Raw genomic sequence first — 23007 nt, 5'->3', positions numbered from 1 at the left:
AGCTATTTATTGCTAGTCGGTCAGGTAATCGCCAGTTGCCGGAACCCGGAACGAGCCGCCGAAGCCGCCGGATACATGCGGGTCGCCGCGTTCGTACGTCCATGGCCGCAGACGAGCGCAACGCATTCGAAGTGTACCGCGACCGGGTGGATCGACCCCTGGGTCGGCTGTTCCGCGAGTACGGCGCCGCCGAGGCCCACTGGCTCGTGATCGGGATGGTCGCCAACGTCGTCGCCCGCGTCGCGGGACTGGTCCCGCCGGTCGTCCTCGGCGTCGCCATCGACGCCGTCTTCACCGGCACCGGTCCGTACACGCTCCCGCTGGTTCCGGACGCGTGGCTCCCGACCGCCGAGCCCGCGCAGTTCCGGCTCTCGGTGATCCTCATCTTCGCGTCGTTCATCGTGACGGGCGTGTTCACCTACGTCTACGGTATCGCCGCGAACAACTTCGCGCACCGGGTGATGCACTCGGTCCGGACCGACTCCTTCGACCAGATGCAGCGGCTCGACATGACCTTCTTCGACGACAAGCAGACCGGGGAGGTCATGTCCGTCCTCAACAACGACGCCTCGAACCTGGAGGTCTTCTTAGACAACGCCCTCCAGAACTCCGCGCGCCTCGGCGTGATGCTCGTGGGGATCGCGGGCGTCCTCGCCTACTACAACTACGAGCTCGCGATCGTCACGCTCGCCGCGATCCCGCTGATGTTCCTCTTCACGCTCTGGTTCATGCGGGCCGTGGAGCCGCGGTACACCGCCCAGCGATCGGTCGTCGGCGACCTCAACACCGCCCTCGAGAACGCGCTCTCCGGCGTCGAACTGGTGAAGACCTCCAACACGGAGGCCCACGAGAGCGAGCGCGTCGAGGACGCATCCTACTCGTACTTCCGGCGCACGATGTCGATCCTCCGGCTCAACTACGTCTACCGACCCGGCATGGAGCTGCTCGCCGGGCTCGCCTTCGCCGCCACCTTCGCGGTCGGCGGCTTCTGGCTCGCGAACGGCCCGCCGGGCCCGTTCTCCACCGAGCTGACCGTCGGCACGTTCGTCACCTTCGTCCTCCTCACCCAGCAGTTCGTCGCCCCGCTCGCCGAGGTGTCGAACATCATCGACCAGTACGAGAACGCGAAGGCATCCTGCGAGCGCGTGTTCGGCCTGCGCGACATCCCGGTCCGCATCGAGGACGACGACGACGCGATCGAACTCGGCGGCGGTGCGCAGGGCGACGGCGGGGCCCGAAACGACGGCGGCGTGACGCCGGCCGGTGACCCCGATCACGGCGGCGTCGCGGGCGCCGTCGAGTACGACGACGTCTCCTTCGCGTACCCCGAGAACGCCCTCGTCGACCCAGAGGACGCCGACGAGGAAGTCCTCAGCGGCGTCTCCTTCACCGCCGACCCGGGCGACACGGTCGCCCTCGTCGGCCCGACCGGCGCGGGCAAGTCGACGCTGCTCAAGCTGCTTCTCCGGCTGTACGACGTCACCGACGGCGCCGTCCGCGTCGACGGGCACGACGTCCGCGACGTCACCGTCGAGAGCCTCCGCTCGTCGATCGGCTACGTCGCGCAGGACACGACGCTGTTCGACGGCACCATCGCCGAGAACATCCGGTACGGGCGGTTCACGCGGATCGAGGAGGCGGGCGCCGACGGCCTCGACGAGGAGGCGGTCCGGGAGCGCGTGGTCGAGGCCGCGAAGGCCGCGGAGGCCCACGAGTTCGTCTCGTCGCTGCCGAACGGCTACGAGACGCGGATCGGCGAGCGCGGCGTGAAGCTCTCCGGCGGCCAGCGCCAGCGGCTCGCCATCGCCCGGGTCGTGCTTCAGGACCCCGCGATACTCATCCTCGACGAGGCGACCTCGGCCGTCGACACGGAGACGGAGATGCTGATCCAGCGCTCGCTCGACCGCCTCGCGGCCGACCGGACGACCTTCGTCATCGCGCACCGCCTCTCGACGGTGACCGACGCCGACACCGCGCTCGTGTTGGAGGACGGCGAGGTCGTCGAGCGCGGCACCCACGACGAGCTGCTCGCGGCGGACGGGCTCTACGCGAAGCTCTGGGGCGTTCAGGCCGGCGAGATAGACGAACTGCCGGAGGAGTTCGTCGAGCGCGCCCGCGAGCGCCACGTCGACCGCGCGGTCGAGCGGGCGACGGAAAGCGAAGTGGACTCGGAGACGCTGGAGTAGGAGCCCCTTTTCGAAGCCTCAGTCGTCGCCGGAGACCTGCCCGGCCGCGTCGGCGTCTGCACCCGGAACCGCGGCCGCGGGCGCGGGCGGGTCCTCGCGCACGTCGGCGCCCTTGCCCTCCGCGATGACATCGGCGTACGCGTCGGGGAAGACCCGGACGAAGTCGTCGAGCGCGGTCCCCCAGTCGTCGAGCAGGTCCGCCGCGCGCTCGCTGTCGGTGTACGCGCGGTGGTTCTCGACGAGGCGGCGGAGCATCCGCTCGTCGGACTCCTCGAGCGTCTCGGAGACCGACACCATCCCGCGGTTGACGCGGTCGTCGAGGCGGTCGTCGGGGTCGTACACGTACGCGACGCCGCCGGACATCCCGGCTGCGAAGTTGCGCCCGGTGTCGCCGAGGACGGCGACGACGCCGCCGGTCATGTACTCGCAGCCGTGGTCGCCGACGCCCTCGACGACGGCCTTCACGCCGGAGTTACGGACGCCGAACCGCTCGCCGGCGACGCCGTTGACGTACATCTCGCCCGAGGTGGCGCCGTACAGGCAGACGTTGCCCGCGACGACGTTCTCGGTCGGGTCGTACCCCGCCTCCGCCGGCGTGTCGATCACGAGGCGCCCGCCGGAGAGCCCCTTGCCGACGTAGTCGTTGGCGGCGCCGGAGAGTTCCATCGTGATCCCCGGTGCGAGGAACGCGCCGAAGCTCTGTCCGGCCTCGCCGTCGAACCGGCAGGAGATGGTGTCGTCCGGGAGCCCCTCGCCGCCGTGTTCGGAGACGACGCGGTTCGAGAGCGTGGCGCCGACCGCGCGGTCGACGTTGCGCACGTCGCGGGTGAGCGCGACCGGCGCGCCGTCCTCGATTGCGGGCGCCGCCTCGTCGATGAGGTCCCAGTCGAGCAGGTCGTCGATGCCGTCGTGGGCCTGCTCGCGGACCTTGGTGCGGGACTCGCCCGCGGGCTCGGCGATCACCGCGGACAGGTCGAGGTGCTTCGCCTTCTCGTGGTCCGTCTCGCGCTGGGTGAGCAGCTCGGGGCGGCCGACGAACGCCTCCAGCTCGGTGTACCCCTGCTCGGCCATGATCTCCCGGAGCTCCTGCGCGATGAACGTCATGTAGTTGATGACGTGGTCGGGCTGGCCCGGGAACCGCTGGCGGAGGTCCTCGCGCTGGGTGGCGACGCCGACCGGACAGGTGTTCTCGTGGCACTGCCGGGCCATCACGCAGCCCGACGTGACGAGCGACGCGGTCCCGAAGATGTACTCCTCGGCCCCGAGCGCGGCCGCGACCGCCACGTCGCGGCCGGTCCGCAGGCCACCGTCCGCAGAGACGCGAATCCGGTCGCGCAGGCCGGTGGCGCGAAGCATCTGGTTCGCCTCCGCGAGCCCGAGCTCCCACGGCAGGCCGGCGTTCTTGATCGAGGTCTTCGGCGAGGCGCCGGTGCCACCGTCGTGACCGGATATGTGGACGACGTCGGCGTTCGCCTTCGCGACGCCGGCCGCGATGGTGCCGATCCCGGCCTCCGAGACCAGCTTCACGTTGACGTCTGCCTCGGGGCTGGCGGCCTTCAGGTCGAAGATGAGCTGCTTCAGGTCCTCGATCGAGTAGATGTCGTGCTGGGGCGGCGGCGAGATGAGCCCGACGCCGGGCGTGGAACACCGGACGTGCGCGATCATCTCGTTGACCTTCTTGCCGGGGAGGTGCCCGCCCTCGCCGGGCTTCGACCCCTGCGCCATCTTGATCTGGAGCTCCTCGGCGTTCGCGAGGTACTCCGAGGTGACGCCGAAGCGGCCGGAGGCGACCTGCTTGACGGTACACTCCTTCTCGGTGTCGAACCGCTCGGGCGGTTCGCCGCCCTCGCCGGTGTTCGACTTCGCGCCCAGCCGGTTCATCGCGATGGCGTTGTTCTCGTGGGCCTCCGGCGAGATGCTCCCGAGGCTCATCGCGGCCGTCGAGAACCGCTCGACGATCGACTCGACGGGCTCGACCTCCTCGACCGGCACCGGGTCGCGGTCGGAGTCGAACTCCAGGAGGCCGCGGAGCGACTGGAGCTCTTCCGTCTGGTCGTTCACCAGCTCCGCGAACTCGCGGTACTGCTCGTAGTCGCCGCCGCGGACCGCCTGCTGGAGCGTGCCGACCGTCTGGGGGTTCCAGCCGTGTTTCACGCCCGACGAGCGGTGTTCGTACTCGCCGACGGTCTCCAGTTCGGGGTCGGCGCCGAACGCCATCGCGTGGCGCGTGCGGAGGTCGTCTTCGATCTGTTCGATCCCGATCCCCTCGGTCCGGATCTCGGTGCCCTCGAAGTACTCGGCGACGAAGTCGGAGTCGAGCCCGACCGCCTCGAATATCTGGGCGCCCTGGTACGACTCCATCGTCGAGATGCCCATCTTCGCCATCGTCTTCAGGAGGCCGTCCTCCAGCGCGTGACGGTACGCGGCGAGCGCCTCGTCCTCGTCGGCGCCGTCCGGGCCGGCGACCACGTCGGCGATGGAGGCGTACGCGAGGTACGGGTCGACCGCGTCCGCGCCGTAGCCGACCAGCGTCGCGAGGTGGTGGACCTCGTGCGGTTCACCGGACTCGACGACGACGCCCGCGCGGTTGCGCAGCCCCTCGCGGACGAGGTGGTGGTGGACCGCGCCGGTCGCGAGCAGGCTCGGCACCGCGAGGCGGTCCGGACCGACGGCGCGGTCGGAGAGGACGACGGCGTCGGCCCCGTCTTCGATCGCCGTCGCGGCGTCCTCGCGGACCCGACTCACGGCGTCGACGAGCGAGCCGTCGCGGTCGTAGGTGACGTCGACGGTGACGGAGGCGAACTCGGGACCGTCGGCCGCCGCTCCGCCGCGGTCACCGGGAGTCCGCTCGCCGGGTCCGGGGAGATCGCGAAGCGCGGTCGTCTCAGCGTCCGTCAGGACCGGGGTGTCGGCGACTATCTGCTCGGCGTGTTCCGGCGTCTCCGCGAGCAGGTTTCGCTGGTTCCCGATCCGGGTCTCCAGCGAGGTGACGAGCTCCTCGCGGATGTAGTCGATCGGCGGGTTCGACACCTGCGCGAACAGCTGCTTGAAGTAGGTGAAAAGCGGGCGGTCGACGTCGGCGAGGACCGAGAGCGGCGTGTCGTCACCCATCGACCCGACGGGATCTTTCCCCTCTCTCGCCATCGGCTCGACGAGGTGGTTCAGCGAGTCGGTGGTGTAGCCGAACGCGGCCTGGTGGGCGCGGACGGTCGGTTCCGTCTCGTCCGTTTCGTCCGCCTCGTCAGCCCCGGCCGCCCCGCCTCCTCGTTCGTTCGAGTCGTCGTCGATCCCGGCCGCGACGCCGTCCCCGTCGGTGAGCGCGTCGTCCTCGTCGGTGAGCGCGTCGAGATCGACCTGCCCGCGGTCGACCCACTCGCCGTACTTCTCGTCGGTGAGCTCCTCGAACACCTCGTCGTCGGGGACGATCCGACCGGCCTCGGGGTCCGCGACGAAGATCTCCCCGGGCTGGAGCCGACCGCGGCGGCGCACGTCGGCGGGCTCGGTGGGGAGCGCCCCCACCTCGCTGCCGACGACGAGGCGGTCGTCCGTCGTCACCTCGTAGCGGCACGGGCGGAGCCCGTTGCGGTCGAGGACGCCGGCGACGCGCTCGCCGTCGAAGCCGATGACGAGTGCGGGCCCGTCCCACGGCTCGACGAGCGAGGCGTGGTAGTCGTAGAAGTCCGCGCGGTCGTCACCCATCAGGTCGTCGCCGCGGAACGCCTCCGGGATCAGCATCCGGAGCGCGTGCGGGAGGTCGCGGTCGGTCTGGAGGAGGAGTTCGAGCGCGTTGTCGACGCTGGCGGTGTCCGACTGGTTGGGGTCGTCGATCACCGGCTTGATCGTGTCGAGCTCGGCGCCGAACGCCGGGTGTTCGAGGTCGTTCTCGCGGGCCCGCATCCAGTTGACGTTCCCGCGGATCGTGTTGAACTCGCCGTTGTGGACGATGTTGCGGTACGGGTGTGCGAGGTGCCACGCGCCGAGCGTGTTCGTCGAGAACCGCGCGTGGACTAAGGCGACGTGGCTGGCGAACCGCTCGTCGACCAGGTCCGGGTAGTAGCCCACGAGCTGCGACCCCTTCAGCAGGCCCTTGTAGACGACGCGCTGGCGGTCGAGCGAGCAGACGTAGAAACGGCCGGCGCCGTCGACGTCGGACACCGCGTTCTCGATCTCGCGGCGGGCGGCGTACAGCGCGCGGTCGAAGCCGAGCAGGTCGGGGTCGGCGTCGTCCGGCCGAGTCCCCTCGCTCGTGAACCGCTGGGCGAGGCCCGCGCCCTCGACGGGGGCGACGAACACCTGCGACACCTCCGGTTCGGACTCGAGCGCCGTCGCGCCGAGGTCGGCGTTGTCGGTGGGGACGGAGCGCCACGCGAGCACTTCCAGCCCGTAGACGGCACACACCTCGGCAATGACGTCGTGGATCTCCGCTTGAACGCCCGGTTCCGGCGGCATGAAGACGGAGCCGACCGCGTACTCGTCCGGGAGGTCGGCGTCGACGACCTCGCGGAAGAACCCGTCGGGGCGGGCGACCATGATCCCCGCGCCGTCGCCCGTGTTCTCTTCCGCGCCGGTCGTCCCGCGGTGTTCGAGGTTCTCGAGCAGTTCGACCGCGTCCGCGACGGTCTCGTGAGTCGGCTCGCCGTCGAGGTCGACGACGCCGCCGATGCCGCAGTTCGATCGGTCGTCCGTCGGCGCCGCGAGCCCCCCTTCCTGACCCGAGGAATCCGAGTCGCGTACGCCCCGGGTGGTACTACGTGACTTGGTCATACGCGTTTTCACGAATGAACACTTAAAGGTATGACCCTGATAGGGGTAGGATCCATCGTACACACATTAGGGAATATAAGGTAATTATTCATCACGGGAGGTGAACAGATACCACACCGTCGGATCGATCAGTAGTCGTACCGTAACGGGCAGTAAATTGACGAAGTTTCTGCGAAAGCCACCAGACCGTTTCACACACACCGGTCAGAGTGGCAGAACGTCCAGTCGTCTACTACTCCTTGAGGGGGACGAACGAGCCGTTGATGTCCCAGTCGTGGATACAGTAGACGTTTCCGGGTTCGTCCGCGATCCGCCACCCGTCGGCCTCGTCGTCCCATCGCTCCTCGCGCCCGCACAGTTCGCACGTGCGCTCTTTCGGCGGCGTGATGGTTACGCTCATACGCGGACGAACGGCGCCGTCGAGCAAAAGGATACCGGCGGCGAGGCGCCGACGATGTGACCCCGACTCGACGGTGTGAGACGGACGGCCGCCGCTCCTCTCACGGGTCGGGCGCACGACGGCGGGCGAGCAGCGACGCAATCGTCAGCGCCGCGAGGGACGCGACGGAGCCGAATCCGGGGAGATCGTACACGGTCGATCGGATCGGCGCGTCGTCGTATCCGAGGTCCCTCGCGGCGGCCTCGTCGGACTTCGACTCGTTCGAGTCGGCCGGTCCGGCCGGTTCGGACGAGTCGGCGGACTCCGACGCCGCGGATCCCTCGCTCCCGGCGTCACCGCCCGATCGCCCGTCACCCGGACGGGATCCCCGCTCCGAGGCGTCGTCCGCGGTACGTCCCGTCGATCCGGTACCGAAGCGTTTCGCCGGGTCCGTAGCGGGCGGAATCCCGGACGCACCGGGCGGGACCGTCGTTCCGACTCCGGGACGAGGCGTCGGGCGGTCCACGTCGGAACCGTTCGGTTCCCCGGACCGGCCCGGACCGGCCGCTTCGGTGGCGTTGCCGGCGCGAGCGGAGCGGGGATCGGTCTGATCGGTGGCGCTAGAAGAGCCACCGACATCAGCTGGACCGGCGGAACCGCCGGAACCGGCCGGCGGATCAGATCGGTCCGCGCTTCCCGATTCAGCGGGGGCACTCGTCCCGGCCGCCTCGGTCGGTTCACTCGATTCGCTCGACTCGGTCGATTCGTTCAGTCCGGTCGATTCGGTCGATTCGTTCAATCCGGTCGACTCGGTCGGCTCGGTACTCGGTGACGGTGTCGCGGTAGACCCGTCGTCCGAGAGGTTCGCTCCGCCCTCGTCGGTCGGGTCGGCAGCGTACGTCAGTCGCGTCGTCACCCGGTGGTCGCCGTTCGCGGCCCGACGCAGTCGTTCGTCGTCGACCCTGAAGGCGGCCTCGAACGTCTCGCCGGCGGCCGGTGGCGTCTCGGTTCCGAACGCGGTCTCGCCGTCCGCGACGAGGAAGAGTCCGTCGCGGTCGAGGTGGACCGCAGACTCGTTCGGCGTCGGTCCGAGCGCGTCGCCGGTGGCGGAGGCGTCGGTGTCGTTCGCGTCTGTAGGCGTCACTCCGAACGAGAGGCCGTCGAGGCGAGCGAGGTCCGCACCGCGCTCCAGCGAGGCGTTCGCGGCCGCCGGGAGGCCGGTCAGCCCGGTCGCGTTCACGGCGTACACGACCGTGTCGTTGGCGGTGGCGTTCGTCGCGTCGGTGAGCGTTCCATTGGCGATCGCGTTCCGGATGGCGGTCGCGTCCTCGAAGTCGCCCGGGGCGGCTTCGCGCGTGGTGTACGCGGTCAGGTCGGTCGTCGAACGAGGATTCACCGTGATCGCGGCGGAGTCGTTGGCGACCGCGGCTCCGTACTCCGACCGGAGCGTGAGGTCGTACGACCCGGGCGAGAGCGGATCGGTATCCCCCGTGACCGAATCGACGCTGATACCGGGACCGGTCGTGACGAAGTCCGACGGAGATGCCGGCGACGCGTACGCGTTGATTGTGACGGGTGTTGGGCCCGTCTCAGAGGTTGTGAGTTCGAGTGTGGTTGTGGTGTTATTTACAGAGGTTAAGGAAACTGATGAATTAGAATATGTTGAATTAAGAACGAATCTAAAACGGTTGCCATTGGATATTGTTTCGCTGGTATTAATATAAATAGAAGGTGACCGATTTTCAATGACATTTACTTTTTGAGTCACATTTAGACCTATGTTCGGGTCATAAACTTCGATAGTATATGTTCCAGGCTGAGAAACAGAGACAAATCTACTGACATTAGAAGAATTATTTAAAATGACATTTTCTAAACTTTTTTCTTCAGAATTCGGGCCCAACACACTAAGAACAGCAGTTCGCTTGGCCCCAGTTGCGAGGACACTTATCGGTATCCGTGATTCGGTTACTGTATCTGTTGCTTTGATGTTAATATGGGGCTCAACTAATCGTATTGTAGTATTTGTAGTCTCAGAACTGGTGTTTAGCGAATAATATCCGAGCCTAAGTCTGTCAGTACTGAGTTTGTAAATCCTTTTTGAGTTAGTAGCATCTATTTGTCTAACGAGATCGCCATTAAGTTTTGAGAGATTGTACTTAGTTTGGTCTTCCAACCAAAGTCCAATATTTGATCCGCGATTAACGGTATATTCACGATCATCAGATACTATTTTACTCACACGTACAGGTGAGTCATAGCTATTCTTGAATGGAGTTCCACTTGATGTAGAAGTAATATTGTTAACAGAGACATTACTAATTCGTAGTTGATTAGTAGAAGACGTATTACTCGAAGAAGCAAATGGATACACGTATAGAATATTCTCATTCACATCATATTTTTGAGTATGATCTACAAGATAAATTTGTGTTGTATTTCCAGTTGAAAAGTTAATATTAATAGAGCCTTGTACTCTAGATATATTCGTATTAAACTCAAACAAAAGAGTGCTATTGAATTTGTGTTCTGTTTTAGACCCATCATAATAGAAAGGCCCACCCACGATCTGAGCAGGCACTGTAACATTAATTGTATCTGTGTCTAAAGAGTAAATTGTCTCAGAGCGGGGCCTATTCCGAGAAGAATGGAGGCCAATTATTAGTTTAGTTTCACCTTCAAGGCCTGTACCGCTTAGAGAAATACTTTCAGCGGATATATTCACAGTCTTAATCTGTTCTCCAATTCCTCCGTCGTGTTTTCCTTTCCAGATAGTTATAGAAGTATTCAAGATTAAATTGTTTTTAATAGAATAATCGTAAGAAATAGACCGTGTAGAGTCGTTGTACGCACCAGTAGACAATTCGATGGATCCAGGAAAAGACACACTAAATTCGACTATTGCCTTCTTTCCTCCTTGTTCAGCAGTATAGGAGATAGCACGGTTGATCTTTGAGCCCTCCTGATTGTACCTGCTAACATTCGTCGTATCAATATTGTCGATGTGAAGATCAAATCGTCCAGGACTAGAAATTGCGGAGGCAGAAATAACAATCACCGCATTTGAACTGTTTGAGTTTTGTAAATATACACCTGAACTGATATTATTCCCTTCGATGTTTATTTGATAAGATGTCGAATTATGATCTAAGATCGCTCCAGAGTCAACAAGATCACCAACGTGGATTTTAACAGGTTCATTTGAGCTAAGTACTTCGATATTAGTTATCACCTGTTGTTGCTCGGTCCCAATTTCTAGATCACTGGCACGATCCACATCCCATAATTCTCCAGAGGCCACAAATGTTCCTGAAATTATTAGTATTACAATAACGCTGATCACCAAACAGAGGGCGATACCGATAGACAGCCATTGGGACGATCGCATCCGGGTCATAGCGAATGGGCCACGGATGCGAGAGCGATCGCTTCCGGGGCAGTGCGGCGTTGAAAGCCGACCCGACGCCCGTAAAGCGCCTCTTGTCACACCGCGGGGTGTGTCACTCGGGCCGATCGCTTATAAATGACTTACGGACGTGAAAGCTTCCGCTGGGAGAAATAATCGCAAGACTGCGGTGTTGTCTGTACGGACTAACGAGTGCGATTTTTGAACGTATCGCGGAAAAAGTCCGAATGGGTACGAGGCTGGAAGTGGGCGCGGCGGCGGCCGAAATCGGTCAGTGTTCGACGGCTTCCATCATCGAGAGCAGCTGTTCGGACTGGTCGACCCCTACCGGATGGAGACCCACCAGCGCGATCACGTCCTCGCTGTCCGCGTCGTCCGCCTGGTGTTGGACGGTCGCGATATAGAGGAGGACGGGAACGTCCTCGACGGAGCCGCTCTGGTTGTTCGGGCCGTTGACGTCCGCGCTGACCGTCGTCTCGTAGATCGAGACGGTGGCCTCCTCGTCGAGGATCGTTCGGGTCTCCTCGCCGCGGTCCTGAATGTCGTCCGTTTGGATGTCGGCGCTGCCACCGCCGATCCCCTGCTGATTGACCTGATTAAGGAGCCGCCGGATAAGATCTGCGCCCTCCGCTCTGACGAGCGGGTTAACGGACTGTCCGGCGACGGACGCGTTCGGGGTGCTCGCCACGAACAGCGCCGATTGCGTCGTCGAATTGATGTACCGGGCGATCCACGTCGTCGCCGACACCTGCGCGTTCACGCCCGCGGCGTTGAACTCCTGTTCGATGGTGAACGACTCCGGCTCCTGGCCGGTGAACTCGGTGTCCGCGTACGCGCTCTCCGGTATCCGTGCCGGTTCGGCGTCGAACTCGTAGTTTCCGTCCCCGCCGGCGCACCCGGCGACAGCGACCGTCGTCGAGGCGGCGAGCGCCGCGAGAAGCCCACGTCGTTTCATGTGGACAGGTAGGTCTTCGCGGTTCTTTAATACTGTCGGCGCGGGTATCGGTCGCGAGAACGCCGCAGCCGAAGGCACAAAGTTCACGTCGGGGCGCGCGCGACGTGAGGCAAATGGAACGCCGAGGACAAACCGGGCTGGTGGAAGCGCTCTTCGTAGACGTGATTCGCCTCCACGAGACGTGGATGGAGGTCGTCTTCCCGCGACAGCTCGACCCGAGCGCGGTCCTGGGAAAGTGGAGACCGGAAACGGCCGTCCAGTCGGTGGGCTACTACCTCTGGGCGGTACTCGGCGCGCCCCTCGTCGCGGTCGCGTACCCGCTGTTGCTCGTCGGGTTCGCCACGCGCTACTACGCCGCGAAGCTCGACTCGGCGGTCACGCGTATCGGCGTCGCCGGCGCCGTCCTCGTCGCCGCCGTCGTCTGGGGAGCGCTCACGGTGATCACGCACCTCCAGCTCCCCTTCGACGCCGTGATCGCGGTCGGCGCCGCCAGCGTGGTGGCGGTCGTCTCGGCCGCCCTCGCCGCCGGCTTCTCGAAGGTCGGCGGGCGGTTCGTCAGCGTCCTGCTCGCGTACCCGTTCGCGATGACGGCGCTGTTTTTACCCCCGGTCGTCGCCGCGCTCGTCACGCCGACGCTCGAGGAGTTGATCCTCCCGCCGAGCTACGACCTCGCGCGGTGGATCCTCGACACGTTCCTCTCGGTGGGTGGGGTCAACGAGACGCTCCGCGGCGCGTTCAACCTGGAGACGTTCGGCGAGCAGTGGGGGCTCCCAGGGCTGGGGTACGTCCTGATGTGGATCGGTATCTCGGTGCCGCTGGGGTGGTTCCTCGGACTGCTCGTCGCGCTAGCGAACCTGATCCGGCCGACATCGGACGCCTGATCCGGCCGACGTCGGACGCTGATTCGGGCGCGCTCACGGTCGGAGCGGTGCCGCCGGCTCACTCCCCGGGGTCGTAGTTCTCGCCCGCGGGTTCGAACGCGGACGCCGAGCGCTGCGTTTCGCGCCGTCGCTCGCGCTCCGCGATCGCTTCCGGATCCGGACTCGCGTCGTCCCCGATCCGGGCGATCGACTCGTGGACCTTCGCGTGACACCAGCGGCACAGGCCGACCGTGATCTCGTGGGAGTCGTCGCCGCCGTACGAGAGGTGGTGTTCCTCCACGAGCGGGCGAGAGTCGTCGTGAGCCAGTCGCACGTCCGCCACCCCGCACCGGACGCACTCTTTCGCGTCGGTCGTCGACCGGTAGTGGGGACACGCGCGCCACTCGCCGTCGGCGCCGACGTGACAGTCGTAGCCGTCGGCGCGTCGGTCGGCCGCGAACTCCGGATCGTCTCCGGCCCGGGTCAGCGCGAAGTGGCATCGGCCGTCGTCGGTGAGGTGGTCACAGACGCCGGCGGCCGCGTACGGGTCGTCGACGCCGACGGGGGTCCCGTCGGGAGTGCGCTCCATACCGGTCGGTGGGGGCGGACTCACTTCAATTCGGTCGCCGGAAGCGGGACGCCGAGAGGGGTTCTGGGGTCGCGGCCGGTCAGACGAGGCTCGCGCCGTCGAAGTCCGTTCGGCCGTAGTCGACGTCCAGCAGGCGGAGGATGGTCGGCGCGACGTCGAGGAGGTCGGCGTCCTCTACCGTCGCGTCCGGGTGGTCGACGAACAGCGCGGCGTCGTCGAACGCGTGCATCCCGGTTCGCGGTCCGTCGGCGTCGAACACGCCGTCGTGTGACCGGAATCCGGATTTGAGGTCGAACCCGTCGTTCGGCACGACGACGAGGTCGGGCGCGATGGCGGCGTGGTCGCCTCGGAACACCGTCTCGCGGTCGACCACGCGGTCGGCGACGGGGGTTCCGTCGGGGCCGGTCCACGACTCCAGCGCGTCGCGAAGCTCCGCGCGCGTCGCCTCGTACTCGGACTCCGGGACGACGCCGTTCGGCTCGCGGTCCTCCACGTTGAGGTAGAAGCGGCCGGGAACGAGCGAGTACGCACGGGTGTCGTCGTCGATGTCGGCCAGCGAGTCGTGGTCGTCGCCCTCGTAGGAGAGCCACCCCTCGCGTTCGAGCCACTCGTTGCAGTAGACGTCGTGTCGCAGCCGAGTGAACCCGTGCGTCGAGCCGACCACGAGCGTGACGTCGCTCGGGAGCGCCTCGCGGACCGAGCCGACGTGCTCGTCGAGCGCGGCGTGGAAGGCGAGCAGCTCCTCGCGGTACGTCCCGCCGTCCTCGTAGTCGCCCCACAGGAAGTGATTGACGCGATCGGGCGCGGTGAAGACGCCGACGAAGAGGTCCCAGTCGTCCCGCTCGACGTACCGCTCGAACGCCGCTACGCGGGCGTCGAGGGTCTCGCGGGCGTGTTCCAGGAACGCGGTCTTGTCCGCCCTGTGGCCGAGCTTCGCGTTGACGGAGAGCCGGTAGTCGCTCTCGGTGAGGTACGCGCGAAGCTCCTCGGGAGTGGCGGCCGCGTCGAGGTCGGGCGAGAGGTACCCGGAGACCATCCGCTGGACGGTCCGCTGCGGCGGGAACGTGACGGGGACGTTCAGCACCGTCGCGTCGAGCCCCGCGTCGGTCGCGCGGTCCCAGACCCGCGGTGTCTGGACGTCGCGCCCCATCGGTACGTACGTGTCGTAGGAGCCGACCTCGCGGTCCTGGAACCCGTACACACCCGTCTCGCCGGGGTTCTTCCCCGTGGTGAGGCTCGGCCAGCACGCGCTCGACTCCGCCGGGACGATGCTGTCGATCCGCCCCCCCTCACCGTCGTCCGCGATCGCCGACAGCGTCGGGAACGTCTCCGGGTTGTCGGCGACGAGCCGATACGAGAGGCCGTCGATGCCGATGAACGCCACCCGGGGGGTATCGCTCCCTCGCAGCCGGTCGAAGAGGCCCATACACACCCATCCGCGGTCGAAGGCAAAAGGATTGACATCGGGCGCTTCGCGAAACGGCGGTTCGACGCCTCGAGGAGTGGAGGGGTCGGCGGCGCGTGACGTCCGGCTCGGCAGCGCGCGAGGCCCGGGCCGCCTCCCTCGTGAGGCTTTTTGTCCGTGACCCGCGGAGGGTCCGATATGGAACACAGACGCGCGCTGCTCGTCGACGCGTTCGCCGGGGAGCCGCTGGCCGGGAACGCCGCCGGCGTCGTGCCGGACGCCGAGGGGCTGAGCGACGATCAGATGGCCGCGGTCGCCGCCGAGCTCGGCGCCTCCGAGACCGCGTTCCTGACCGCGGGCGACGGCGCGGCCGACGACCGGCTCCGTTACTTCTCGCCGACGACGGAGGTCGACCTCTGCGGACACGCCACGATAGCGACCTACGGCGCCCGCTTCGCCGAGGGGGCGATCGACGGCGGCGAGCGAACGCTCCGGACGAACGTCGGCGACCTCACCGTCGCGGTCGACGACGACGGCACCGTCTGGATGCGACAGCAGGCGCCGAGCGTCGAGGTCGTCGACGTCGACCTCGGCCGGACGGGAGACGCGCTCGGGATCGACCCCGCCGCGATGCGCGACGTGGGCGCGGACCTCCCCGTCGCGGTCGCGTCGACCGGGCTGCCGTTCCTCGTCGTCCCCGTGAACTTCTTGGAGCGGCTCGGGCAGGCCGACCCGGACGACGAGGCGGTCGAGCGCCTCTCGGAGGAGTTCGACGTCGCCGGCGTGTACGCGTTCACCTTCGACGCGCTCGACGGCGAGTCCACGCTGCACGGCCGGGCGTTCGTCCCCTCGCTCGGCGTCTCCGAGGACCCGGTCACGGGCACCGCGAGCGGGGCCGTCGGCGGGTACCTCCGTCACGTCGACGCGTTCGACGGGGACGACCCGGACGAGCTCCGGTTCGAACAGGGTCACTTCGTCGACCGGCCGGGTCACGTTCGTGTGCGCGTGGAGGCGGACGGAGTCCGCGTCGGCGGGCTCGCGACGGTCGCGCTCGACGGAGAGGTCCGGATCCCCGACGACGAGGACGACGCGATCATCGAGGCGTGAACGCCGTCGGTTCGGTCGCCGTTCGTCGCTCGATCGCGCCCGTCGACCTGGTCCCGGAAGCCGGCGCCGCGGATCGAACGCCCGGGATCGCTCCCGTCCCGTCTCTCTGGAGTTCGACCTCCCACGCGCGGCAGCGGTGCCCGTACCGATCGTCGCGGTCGGCGCCGGCGGCCTCGTCGCTGCGGGGATGACACCCCTCCGGACGACGCCGACGATGTCGCCCCGCCGATGCTCGTCTTCGGGGCGCTCGCGTTCGCGATCGGCGTGAAACACGGCGGATTCCGCGGGTTACACGCCTCGTCTCGGTCCCCGAACCGCGCCTCGTCTCGGTCAGTGGAACGGCGCCGACGCGTCCGATCCGGAATCACGGTCCTTTTGAAATACGCCCGCGAACCCGGATTCGTGCTTCCCGGGTCGCCACTCGTCGAACTGCTGCTGATCGCCGGCGGCGTCGCCCTCCTGTACGCCGGCGCCGAACTGCTCGTCGCGGGCGCGAGCGACCTCGCGCTCGCCGTGGGACTGAAGGCGTCGACCGTCGGCGTCACCGTCGTCGCGTTCGCGACGACCGCCCCGGAACTCTTCGTCTCGCTGCTCGGCGCGGTCACGGTGTCGACCGACATCGGGCTCGGCGCGATCGTCGGATCGAACGTCGCCAACATCGGGCTGGTGTTGGGGATCTCCGCGATCATCCGTCCGCTCGACATCTCCGACACCGTGCTGCGCCGGCACGTCCCGTTCATGGTGCTCGCCGCGCTGCTGCTCGTCGGCCTCGGCTGGGACGGCCGGGTCGGGCTCCTCGACGGCCTCGTACTGTTGGCCGCGCTGGTCGCGTTCACCGCCGCCGTCCTCCGTCGCGTCCAGCAGAACCAGTCGGCGATTTCCGAAACGGAACGGGACGAGATGCCCGACGCGAGTGCGCGCGACGTCGCGGTCGTCGCCGTCGGCATCGCCGTGCTCGTCCTCGGCTCGCGGTGGCTGATCGACGGCGGCAAGTCGCTGCTCTCGGCCGCCGGCTTCTCGGATCTCTTCATCGGGCTCACCGTGCTGGCGCTCGGCACGTCGCTGCCCGAACTGGCCGCCAGCGTCGTCGCCGCGGTGCGCGGCGAGGCGGAGTTCAGCGTCGGCAACGTCGTCGGGTCGAACATCTACAACATCCTCGCGGTCATCGGCATCGTCGCGGTGGTGACTCCCATCGGCGTCGCCCGGAGCGTCCGCGGGTTCGAGTTCCCCGCCCTGCTCGTGTTCACCGCCGTCGCCGTCGGGATGATGCTGTACGGCGACCGCGTGACCCGCGTCGACGGCGCGGTGCTCACCGTCGGCTACGGGGTCTTCGTCTACCTGTTGCTCCCCTGACCCGGCCGGCGGGGCGGGCGACGGGATCGCGGAGCGAATCCGAACCGACGGGTATTCGGTCGCGGGCCGCGGAGCCGGTGACGTGATAGCGATCGTCGTCAGTCGGGCCGACAGCGCCTCGGCGCACATCGGTGAGCGGCTCCTGGAGGTCGAGGACTGGGAGGCGCGCGAGGACGACTCGCGTCCCGACGCCGACGGGGGCGGGACCTACTACCGGACGGACGGGTTCGAGCTCCGCGAGTTCGACGACCTCCACATCCGCCTGTCGGACCCGACCGCCGCGTTCGACTGCGACCCCGCGTTCCTCGCGTTCGTCTCCAGACACTCGGGCGAGACCGGCAAACTCCTGACCGCGCACGCCACCGGGAACTTCGGCGGCGCCGAGCACGGCGGCGACCCCGAGTCGCTGGCGCTGGCCGCGCCCGGCGCCGAGAAGCGCGTCGTCGAGGCGCTGGCGCGACACGCGCCGGACGGGTACGAGGTCGGCATCGAGTGTACGCACCACGGCCCGACCGACGTCTCCGTCCCGTCGCTGTTCGTCGAACTCGGCTCTGACGAGCCGCAGTGGGCGGATTCCGAGGCGGCCCGGGCGGTCGCGCGGGCGGTCCTCGACCTTCGCGGGACGGGCGCGGACCTCGCCGATGATGCCGAGAGTCGTCCCCGCCACGTCGTCGGCTTCGGCGGCGGCCACTACGCGCCGCGGTTCACCCGGATCGTCCGCGAGACCGAGTGGGCGGTGGGTCACGTCGGCGCCGACTGGACGCTCGCCGACCTGGGCGCGCCGGACGCGAACCGCGCTGTGATCGACGCCGCGTTCGCGCGGAGTCGGGCCGAACGCGCCGTGATCGACGGCGATCGCCCCGACCTCGGCGCGGTCGTCGAGGACCTCGGCTACCGGGTCGTGAGCGAGACGTGGGTCCGTGAGGTGGGCGACGCCCCGCTCCCGCTCGTCGAGGGCCTGGAGGCGGCGGTCGGTCCCGTCGACGAGGGGTTGCGGTTCGGCGCGGTCGTCGACGAGGCTGCCGCGGCGGTCGAGACCGCCGAAGTCGACGACCGGGACGCCTCCGACGACCAGGACGCCTCCGACGACGTCGGAGACGCGGTCCGGGTCCGTGACCTCCCGGCCGATCTGCTCGCTCGGGCGCAGGGGCTCGACGCCGAGGGGGCGCGGGAGGCCGTCGAGTCCGTCGCGGTCGCCTTCGACACGGAGCAGGGAGGAACCCGCGCGGCCGGACGCGTCGCGTTCGCGACGACCTCCGGAGCGCCGGGGTACGCCGACCTCGTCGAGGGGCTGGCGGCGGTGCTGGAGACGGCCTACGACGCGGTCGAGGTGGCGCCGGAGGTGAGCGCGGTCGTCGCCCGAGAGACCGCGTTCGACCCGTCGCTGGCGGCCGAGCGCGGCGTCCCGGAGGGGCCGGCGTTCGGTCGACTGGCCGACGGCGAGTCCGTCGACGTCGACGGCGAGACCGTCGAGCCGGAAGCCGTGTCGCGGGCGCGGACGGAACGCTTCCCGATCGACGGGGGCGCGTTCGACTGATCGATTTATAAATAGCGGCGCTTTTTCGGATTGCGAACGGAGTGCCTCTACTCGGGGCGATCGGCCGTGAACGCCGGTGATTTCGGCGTCCGACTCGCGTCAGACGAACGGGCAAAAATAAATACGTCCGGGTCGCAACCACACCATATAATGGACTCCATCGTTGAGGACGCCATCGACGAAGCCGAAGAGGCCCCCGCAGAGGACGCCGGGGGAGCCGGCGAGGGCGCCGCCGGAGGAAGCGCCGGCGCGCCGCCACAGAGCGGGACCATGACTGACGACGAGCTACAGGACGTCCTCCAGGACCTCCAGACAAACATCACGGTCGTCGGCTGCGGGGGCGCCGGCGGGAACACGGTCAACCGCATGAAACAGGAGGGGATCCACGGCGCGAAGCTCGTCGCCGCCAACACCGACGTTCAACACCTCGTCAACATCGAGGCCGACACGAAGATCCTCATGGGCCAGCAGAAGACGCAGGGCCGCGGCGCCGGCTCGCTGCCGCAGGTGGGCGAGGAGGCCGCCATCGAGTCCCAAGAAGAGATCCAGGACGCCATCGACGGCTCCGACATGGTGTTCGTCACCGCCGGGCTCGGCGGCGGCACGGGGACCGGCTCCGCGCCGGTCGTCGCGAAGGCCGCCCGCGAGTCGGGCGCCCTCACCATCGCCATCGTCACGACGCCGTTCACGGCCGAGGGCGAGGTCCGCCGAACGAACGCCGAGGCCGGCTTAGAGCGGCTCCGCGACGTCTCGGACACGGTCATCGTCGTCCCCAACGACCGCCTGCTCGACGCGGTCGGGAAGCTCCCGGTCCGGCAGGCGTTCAAGGTGTCCGACGAGGTGCTGATGCGCTCGGTGAAGGGGATCACGGAGCTCATCACGATGCCCGGACTGGTGAACCTCGACTTCGCCGACGTCCGGACCGTCATGGAGAAGGGCGGGGTCGCGATGATCGGCCTCGGCGAGTCGGACTCCGACTCGAAGGCCCAGGACTCGGTGAAGTCGGCGCTGCGCTCGCCCCTGCTCGACGTCGACATCTCCGGCGCGAACTCCGCGCTGGTGAACGTCACCGGCGGCACGGACATGTCCATCGAGGAGGCGGAGGGCGTCGTCGAGGAGATCTACGACCGGATCGACCCCGACGCGCGGATCATCTGGGGAACCTCGGTCGACGACGAGCTCGAGGGGGAGATGCGCACCATGATCGTCGTGACCGGCGTCGAGTCGCCGCAGATCTACGGCAACAACGGCGAGCCGCCGGAGGGGACGAACCCGGAGATGGAAGACATCGACTACGTGGAGTGATCGCCTAGGCCGGGGGCGCATCAAAAGGTAAAAACCGTCTCGACTCGAATCAACTGGCAACATGGACGTTCCGTACGATCTCAACAGCTACATTCGGGTGCTGAAGCTGGCGAGCACGCCGAGCACCGACGAGTTCCTCCAGGTGTCGAAGATCGCCGGCGCCGGGATCCTGCTGATCGGGTTCATCGGGTTCCTGATGTTCGCCATCATGAGCCTGCTCCCGGGGGTCGGCGCGTAATGCCGATCTACTCGGTCAAGACGACGGCGAGCCAGGAGCGCACCGTCGCCGACATGCTCGCCGAGAAGGAGACCCCCGAGATCCAGGCCGTCATCGCCCCGGATCAGCTCACGAGCTACGTGATGGTCGAGGCGACCGACGGGACCGCGTTCGGGCGAATCCTCGACGAGATCCCGCACGCCCGCGGCGTCATTCAGGGCGGCGACGGTCCCGCCGAGAGCCCCTTCTCCGAGGTCGAACATTTCCTCTCACCGACCCCGGACGTCGAGGGGATCGCCGAAGGCGACATCGTCGAGCTGATCGCCGGCCCGTTCAAGGGCGAGAAGGCGCGGGTCCAGCGGATCGACGAGGGGAAAGACCAGGTGACCGTCGAGCTGTACGAGGCGACCGTGCCGATTCCGGTGACGGTCCGCGGCGACCAGATCCGCGTGCTCGACAGCGAAGAGCGGTAGGGTAGCCGGAGGAGCGGTAGGGTAGCGGCCCTCGGCGCGTTGACGCCGGGTTCGCACGCAACGACAAGGGCTTTATTCGACGACGACGGACCGTACGGACATGTTCGGCCACGGCGCGCCGGCGGTGTTGAGCGTGATCCCCGACACGTTCACGTTCGCGTGGATCGTCGCGATCCTCTTCGCGACGGCGTGGCTGCTGGACAGTCGCGGGCTGGCCGCGGGTCGGGCGCTCGCGGCCGCGACGTGGGCGCTGTTCGGGCTCTTCTGGCTGTCGACGGTGCCGTACTTCGCGTTCGAACACCAGAGCTACGTCGAGTCGATCCTCGCGCTCGTCGGCTTCCCCGCTAGCGTGTACGCGGGGTACCTGCTGTACGACGGGCGCGCGTCGCTTTTCACCCTCACCCGGGCCATCGCGCTCATGCTGTTCATCTACCTCCCGTTCGAGACGATCCCGGCGTTCACGGTCGCCGGGTTCGCGGTCCCGGAGCCCCGTCGGATCCTCATCGAGGTCGTGGCGGCCCAGACGGGAGCCCTCATCGACCTCCTCGGATACGCGCCGGAGGCGGTGACGAGCAGGGAGGGGTACGATGCGGCGTACTCGTGGACGCTGGAGGACGGCCACACCGTCGTCATCCACATCGTGTTGGCGTGTACGGGGCTCGGGAGCATGGCCATCTTCGGCGGCCTCGTGGCCGCCGTCGAGGCCCCCATCTCCCGGAAGCTCCGCGCGCTCGCGGTGTCGATTCCGCTCATCTACGTCCTGAACATCCTCCGGACGACGTTCATCTCGGTGGTGTCGGGGAACCAGTACATGCACTGGTACCCGGACCTGGTGTTGACGATGTTCGGCGCGAGCGACCCGTACCGGGTCTCCTTCCTCATCTCCGACCGCATCATGAGCCAGGTGTTGGCGGTCGTGGCGCTCATCGCGATCACCTTCCTCGCGGTGCGGGAGCTGCCCGAGCTGGCGGTCATCTTAGAGGACGTCCTCTACCTCCTCACCGGCGAGGAACACGACCTGACGGAGGCGCTCGACCTCCCGCGCGAGCCGACGAACCGATAGGAACGGCGTCGAGTCCCCGAAGTATCTCCGAGATATATAGCGATATATAGCAAGCTATAGACGTGGCGGGCGGGTACGGGCGACCATGACCGCGAGAACGCGAAGCGGCGTCCCGGACGCCGCTCCGAGGGCCCGGTCGCGGCGAGGTGATCGGCGGTGCTGAGCGCGGTCGACCCGTTCGTGTACCTCGAGACGAACGTCGCCAAGCTGGCCTTGGCGACCGCGCTCGGCATGTTTCTCGGGTTAGAGCGCGAGTGGTCACAGAAGTCGGCCGGGATCCGGACGTTCGCGCTGGTCAGCCTCGCGGCGGCGGTGTTCTCGCTGCTCGACGAGCCGGGACTGCTCGTCGTCGGCGGGGTGTTAGTGGTCGCCAGCGCGGTGCTTCTGGCGGTTCGGAGCTTCGTCGAGGCCGACGTCGACGGGCTCTCCCTGACGACGTCGGCGTCGATGCTCGTCGCCTACGGGGTGGGAGTCCTCGTCGCCGAGGGACTGTTCATCGAGTCGGTGACGGTGGCGGTGTTATCGTCGCTCCTGCTCGTGTTGAAACGAGAGCTTCACGAGTTCGCGTGGGGACTCTCCCGCGAGGAGGTCCGCAGCGCGGTGGAGTTCACCATCCTCGCGTTCGTCGTCTTTCCGCTGTTGCCCGCGGAGACGATCGACCCGTGGGGCGCGGTCCAGCCGCGGCTGGTCTGGTCGCTCGTGGTCGCGGTCAGCGCCATCGGCTTCGTCAACTACGTGTTAGTGAAGCGGTATCAGGGGCGCGGCTACGCGGTCACGGGCTTTTTCGGCGGGCTCGTGAACTCGACCGCCGTCGTCGCGGAGATGGCGAAGCGCGCGAAAGGCCGGACGGACCTCCGCGAGATCGCGGTGGGGTCGATCCTGCTCGCGAACGCGGCCATGGCGTTCCGGAACGCCGCGGTGGTGGCCGTCTTCGCCCCCGAGGCGGCGCTCGTCGTCGGGGTGCCGCTCGGCGCGATCACCGTCGCGGGGATCGGCGTCGCCGTGTGGCGGAGCGACTGGCGGACGGCGATGGAGGCGGAGCTCACCTCCCCGTTCAGCCTCGGGAACGCCCTCACCTTCGGCGCCCTCTTCCTCGTCGTGCTGTTCGTCTCCGCGGTCGCCGAGGAGACGTTCGGGGCGGGGGGATTCGTCGCCACCGCCTTCCTCGCCGGGCTGGTGTCGTCGGGGACCTCGACGACCACGGCGGTGTCGCTTCTGGGCACCGGACAGATCGGCGTCGACACCGCCGTCGCGGGCGTTGTCGCCGGCACCGCCGCCAGCATCGTCGTCAAGACCGCCTTCGCGGCGAGCATCGCGCGCGACCTGGTCAGGCCGGTGTTCCTCTGGAACCTCCTGCTGATCGGCGCGGGCGTGATCGCCGGGCTGCCGCTGTTGCTGGTCTGAGGGC

General features: G+C 67.1%; 17 protein-coding genes. 11 read left to right on the top strand and 6 right to left on the bottom strand.

The window, feature by feature from the left end:
• Window positions 1-101 precede the first annotated feature (101 nt).
• Window positions 102-2186: an ABC transporter ATP-binding protein gene (locus tag BM286_RS09050; protein ID WP_092921221.1), complete on the top strand. Its 2085-nt coding sequence runs from the start codon at window positions 102-104 to the stop codon at window positions 2184-2186.
• 18 nt (window positions 2187-2204) lie between these two features.
• On the opposite strand, the gene gltB is transcribed toward BM286_RS09050, so the two are convergent.
• From gltB to BM286_RS09040, 3 genes are all read right to left on the bottom strand, one after another.
• Window positions 2205-6950: a glutamate synthase large subunit gene (gene gltB / locus BM286_RS09045; protein WP_092921220.1), complete on the bottom strand. Its 4746-nt coding sequence runs from the start codon at window positions 6948-6950 to the stop codon at window positions 2205-2207.
• A gap of 232 nt (window positions 6951-7182) precedes the next feature.
• On the bottom strand, window positions 7183-7350 hold the full coding sequence (locus BM286_RS15610; protein WP_167603374.1) for an HEWD family protein: 168 nt from the start codon (window positions 7348-7350) through the stop codon (window positions 7183-7185).
• A gap of 100 nt (window positions 7351-7450) precedes the next feature.
• Window positions 7451-8725, bottom strand: coding sequence for a PGF-CTERM sorting domain-containing protein (locus BM286_RS09040; protein ID WP_245779334.1), 1275 nt, complete (start codon window positions 8723-8725; stop codon window positions 7451-7453).
• 1 nt (window position 8726) lies between these two features.
• On the opposite strand from BM286_RS09040, the gene BM286_RS15840 reads away from it, so the two are divergent.
• Window positions 8727-9053 (top strand): hypothetical protein, encoded by a 327-nt coding sequence (locus BM286_RS15840; protein WP_245779333.1) that lies wholly within the window; start codon window positions 8727-8729, stop codon window positions 9051-9053.
• A 1953-nt stretch (window positions 9054-11006) separates the two neighbouring features.
• Here BM286_RS15840 and BM286_RS09035 read toward each other — a convergent pair.
• Window positions 11007-11690: a DUF6517 family protein gene (locus BM286_RS09035; protein ID WP_092921219.1), complete on the bottom strand. Its 684-nt coding sequence runs from the start codon at window positions 11688-11690 to the stop codon at window positions 11007-11009.
• A 140-nt stretch (window positions 11691-11830) separates the two neighbouring features.
• Between BM286_RS09035 and BM286_RS09030 the strand changes: the two genes are divergently transcribed.
• On the top strand, window positions 11831-12571 hold the full coding sequence (locus tag BM286_RS09030) for a hypothetical protein (protein ID WP_092921218.1): 741 nt from the start codon (window positions 11831-11833) through the stop codon (window positions 12569-12571).
• Window positions 12572-12629: 58 nt separating this feature from the next.
• Here the strand turns inward: BM286_RS09030 and BM286_RS09025 are convergent, their stop codons facing one another.
• Both BM286_RS09025 and BM286_RS09020 read right to left on the bottom strand, forming a co-directional pair.
• A complete protein-coding gene (locus BM286_RS09025) occupies window positions 12630-13139 on the bottom strand; it encodes a DUF7097 family protein (protein WP_092921217.1) in 510 nt (169 codons plus the stop codon).
• Window positions 13140-13218: 79 nt separating this feature from the next.
• On the bottom strand, window positions 13219-14565 hold the full coding sequence (locus BM286_RS09020) for an alkaline phosphatase family protein (RefSeq protein WP_092921216.1): 1347 nt from the start codon (window positions 14563-14565) through the stop codon (window positions 13219-13221).
• Between the two features lie 177 nt (window positions 14566-14742).
• Between BM286_RS09020 and BM286_RS09015 the strand changes: the two genes are divergently transcribed.
• The 8 genes from BM286_RS09015 to BM286_RS08975 all read left to right on the top strand — a co-directional run bounded on the left by BM286_RS09015 (window position 14743) and on the right by BM286_RS08975 (window position 23003).
• The gene (locus tag BM286_RS09015; protein ID WP_092921215.1) at window positions 14743-15651 is read left to right on the top strand and encodes a PhzF family phenazine biosynthesis protein; all 909 of its coding nucleotides are present in this window, start codon (window positions 14743-14745) and stop codon (window positions 15649-15651) included.
• Window positions 15652-16053: 402 nt separating this feature from the next.
• Window positions 16054-17004 (top strand): calcium/sodium antiporter, encoded by a 951-nt coding sequence (locus tag BM286_RS09005; protein WP_092921389.1) that lies wholly within the window; start codon window positions 16054-16056, stop codon window positions 17002-17004.
• A gap of 82 nt (window positions 17005-17086) precedes the next feature.
• On the top strand, window positions 17087-18541 hold the full coding sequence (locus tag BM286_RS09000; RefSeq protein WP_092921214.1) for a D-aminoacyl-tRNA deacylase: 1455 nt from the start codon (window positions 17087-17089) through the stop codon (window positions 18539-18541).
• A gap of 150 nt (window positions 18542-18691) precedes the next feature.
• A complete protein-coding gene (ftsZ, locus tag BM286_RS08995; RefSeq protein WP_092921213.1) occupies window positions 18692-19846 on the top strand; it encodes a cell division protein FtsZ in 1155 nt (384 codons plus the stop codon).
• Between the two features lie 61 nt (window positions 19847-19907).
• Window positions 19908-20084 carry a protein translocase SEC61 complex subunit gamma gene (locus tag BM286_RS08990; protein WP_006628863.1) on the top strand — a complete coding sequence of 59 codons (177 nt, stop codon included), beginning with the start codon at window positions 19908-19910 and terminating at the stop codon, window positions 20082-20084.
• A complete protein-coding gene (locus BM286_RS08985; RefSeq protein ID WP_092921212.1) occupies window positions 20084-20536 on the top strand; it encodes a transcription elongation factor Spt5 in 453 nt (150 codons plus the stop codon). The genes BM286_RS08990 and BM286_RS08985 overlap by 1 nt, the downstream gene beginning before the upstream one ends.
• Window positions 20537-20636: 100 nt before the next feature.
• Window positions 20637-21599, top strand: coding sequence for an archaeosortase A (gene artA, locus BM286_RS08980; protein WP_092921211.1), 963 nt, complete (start codon window positions 20637-20639; stop codon window positions 21597-21599).
• 156 nt (window positions 21600-21755) lie between these two features.
• The gene (locus BM286_RS08975; RefSeq protein WP_092921210.1) at window positions 21756-23003 is read left to right on the top strand and encodes an MgtC/SapB family protein; all 1248 of its coding nucleotides are present in this window, start codon (window positions 21756-21758) and stop codon (window positions 23001-23003) included.
• Window positions 23004-23007: the final 4 nt, after the last annotated feature.

The sequence above is a fragment of the Halorubrum sodomense genome (assembly GCF_900111935.1).
Classification (GTDB): Archaea; Halobacteriota; Halobacteria; order Halobacteriales; family Haloferacaceae; genus Halorubrum; species Halorubrum sodomense.
This window is presented reverse-complemented; position numbering and strand designations above follow the sequence as displayed.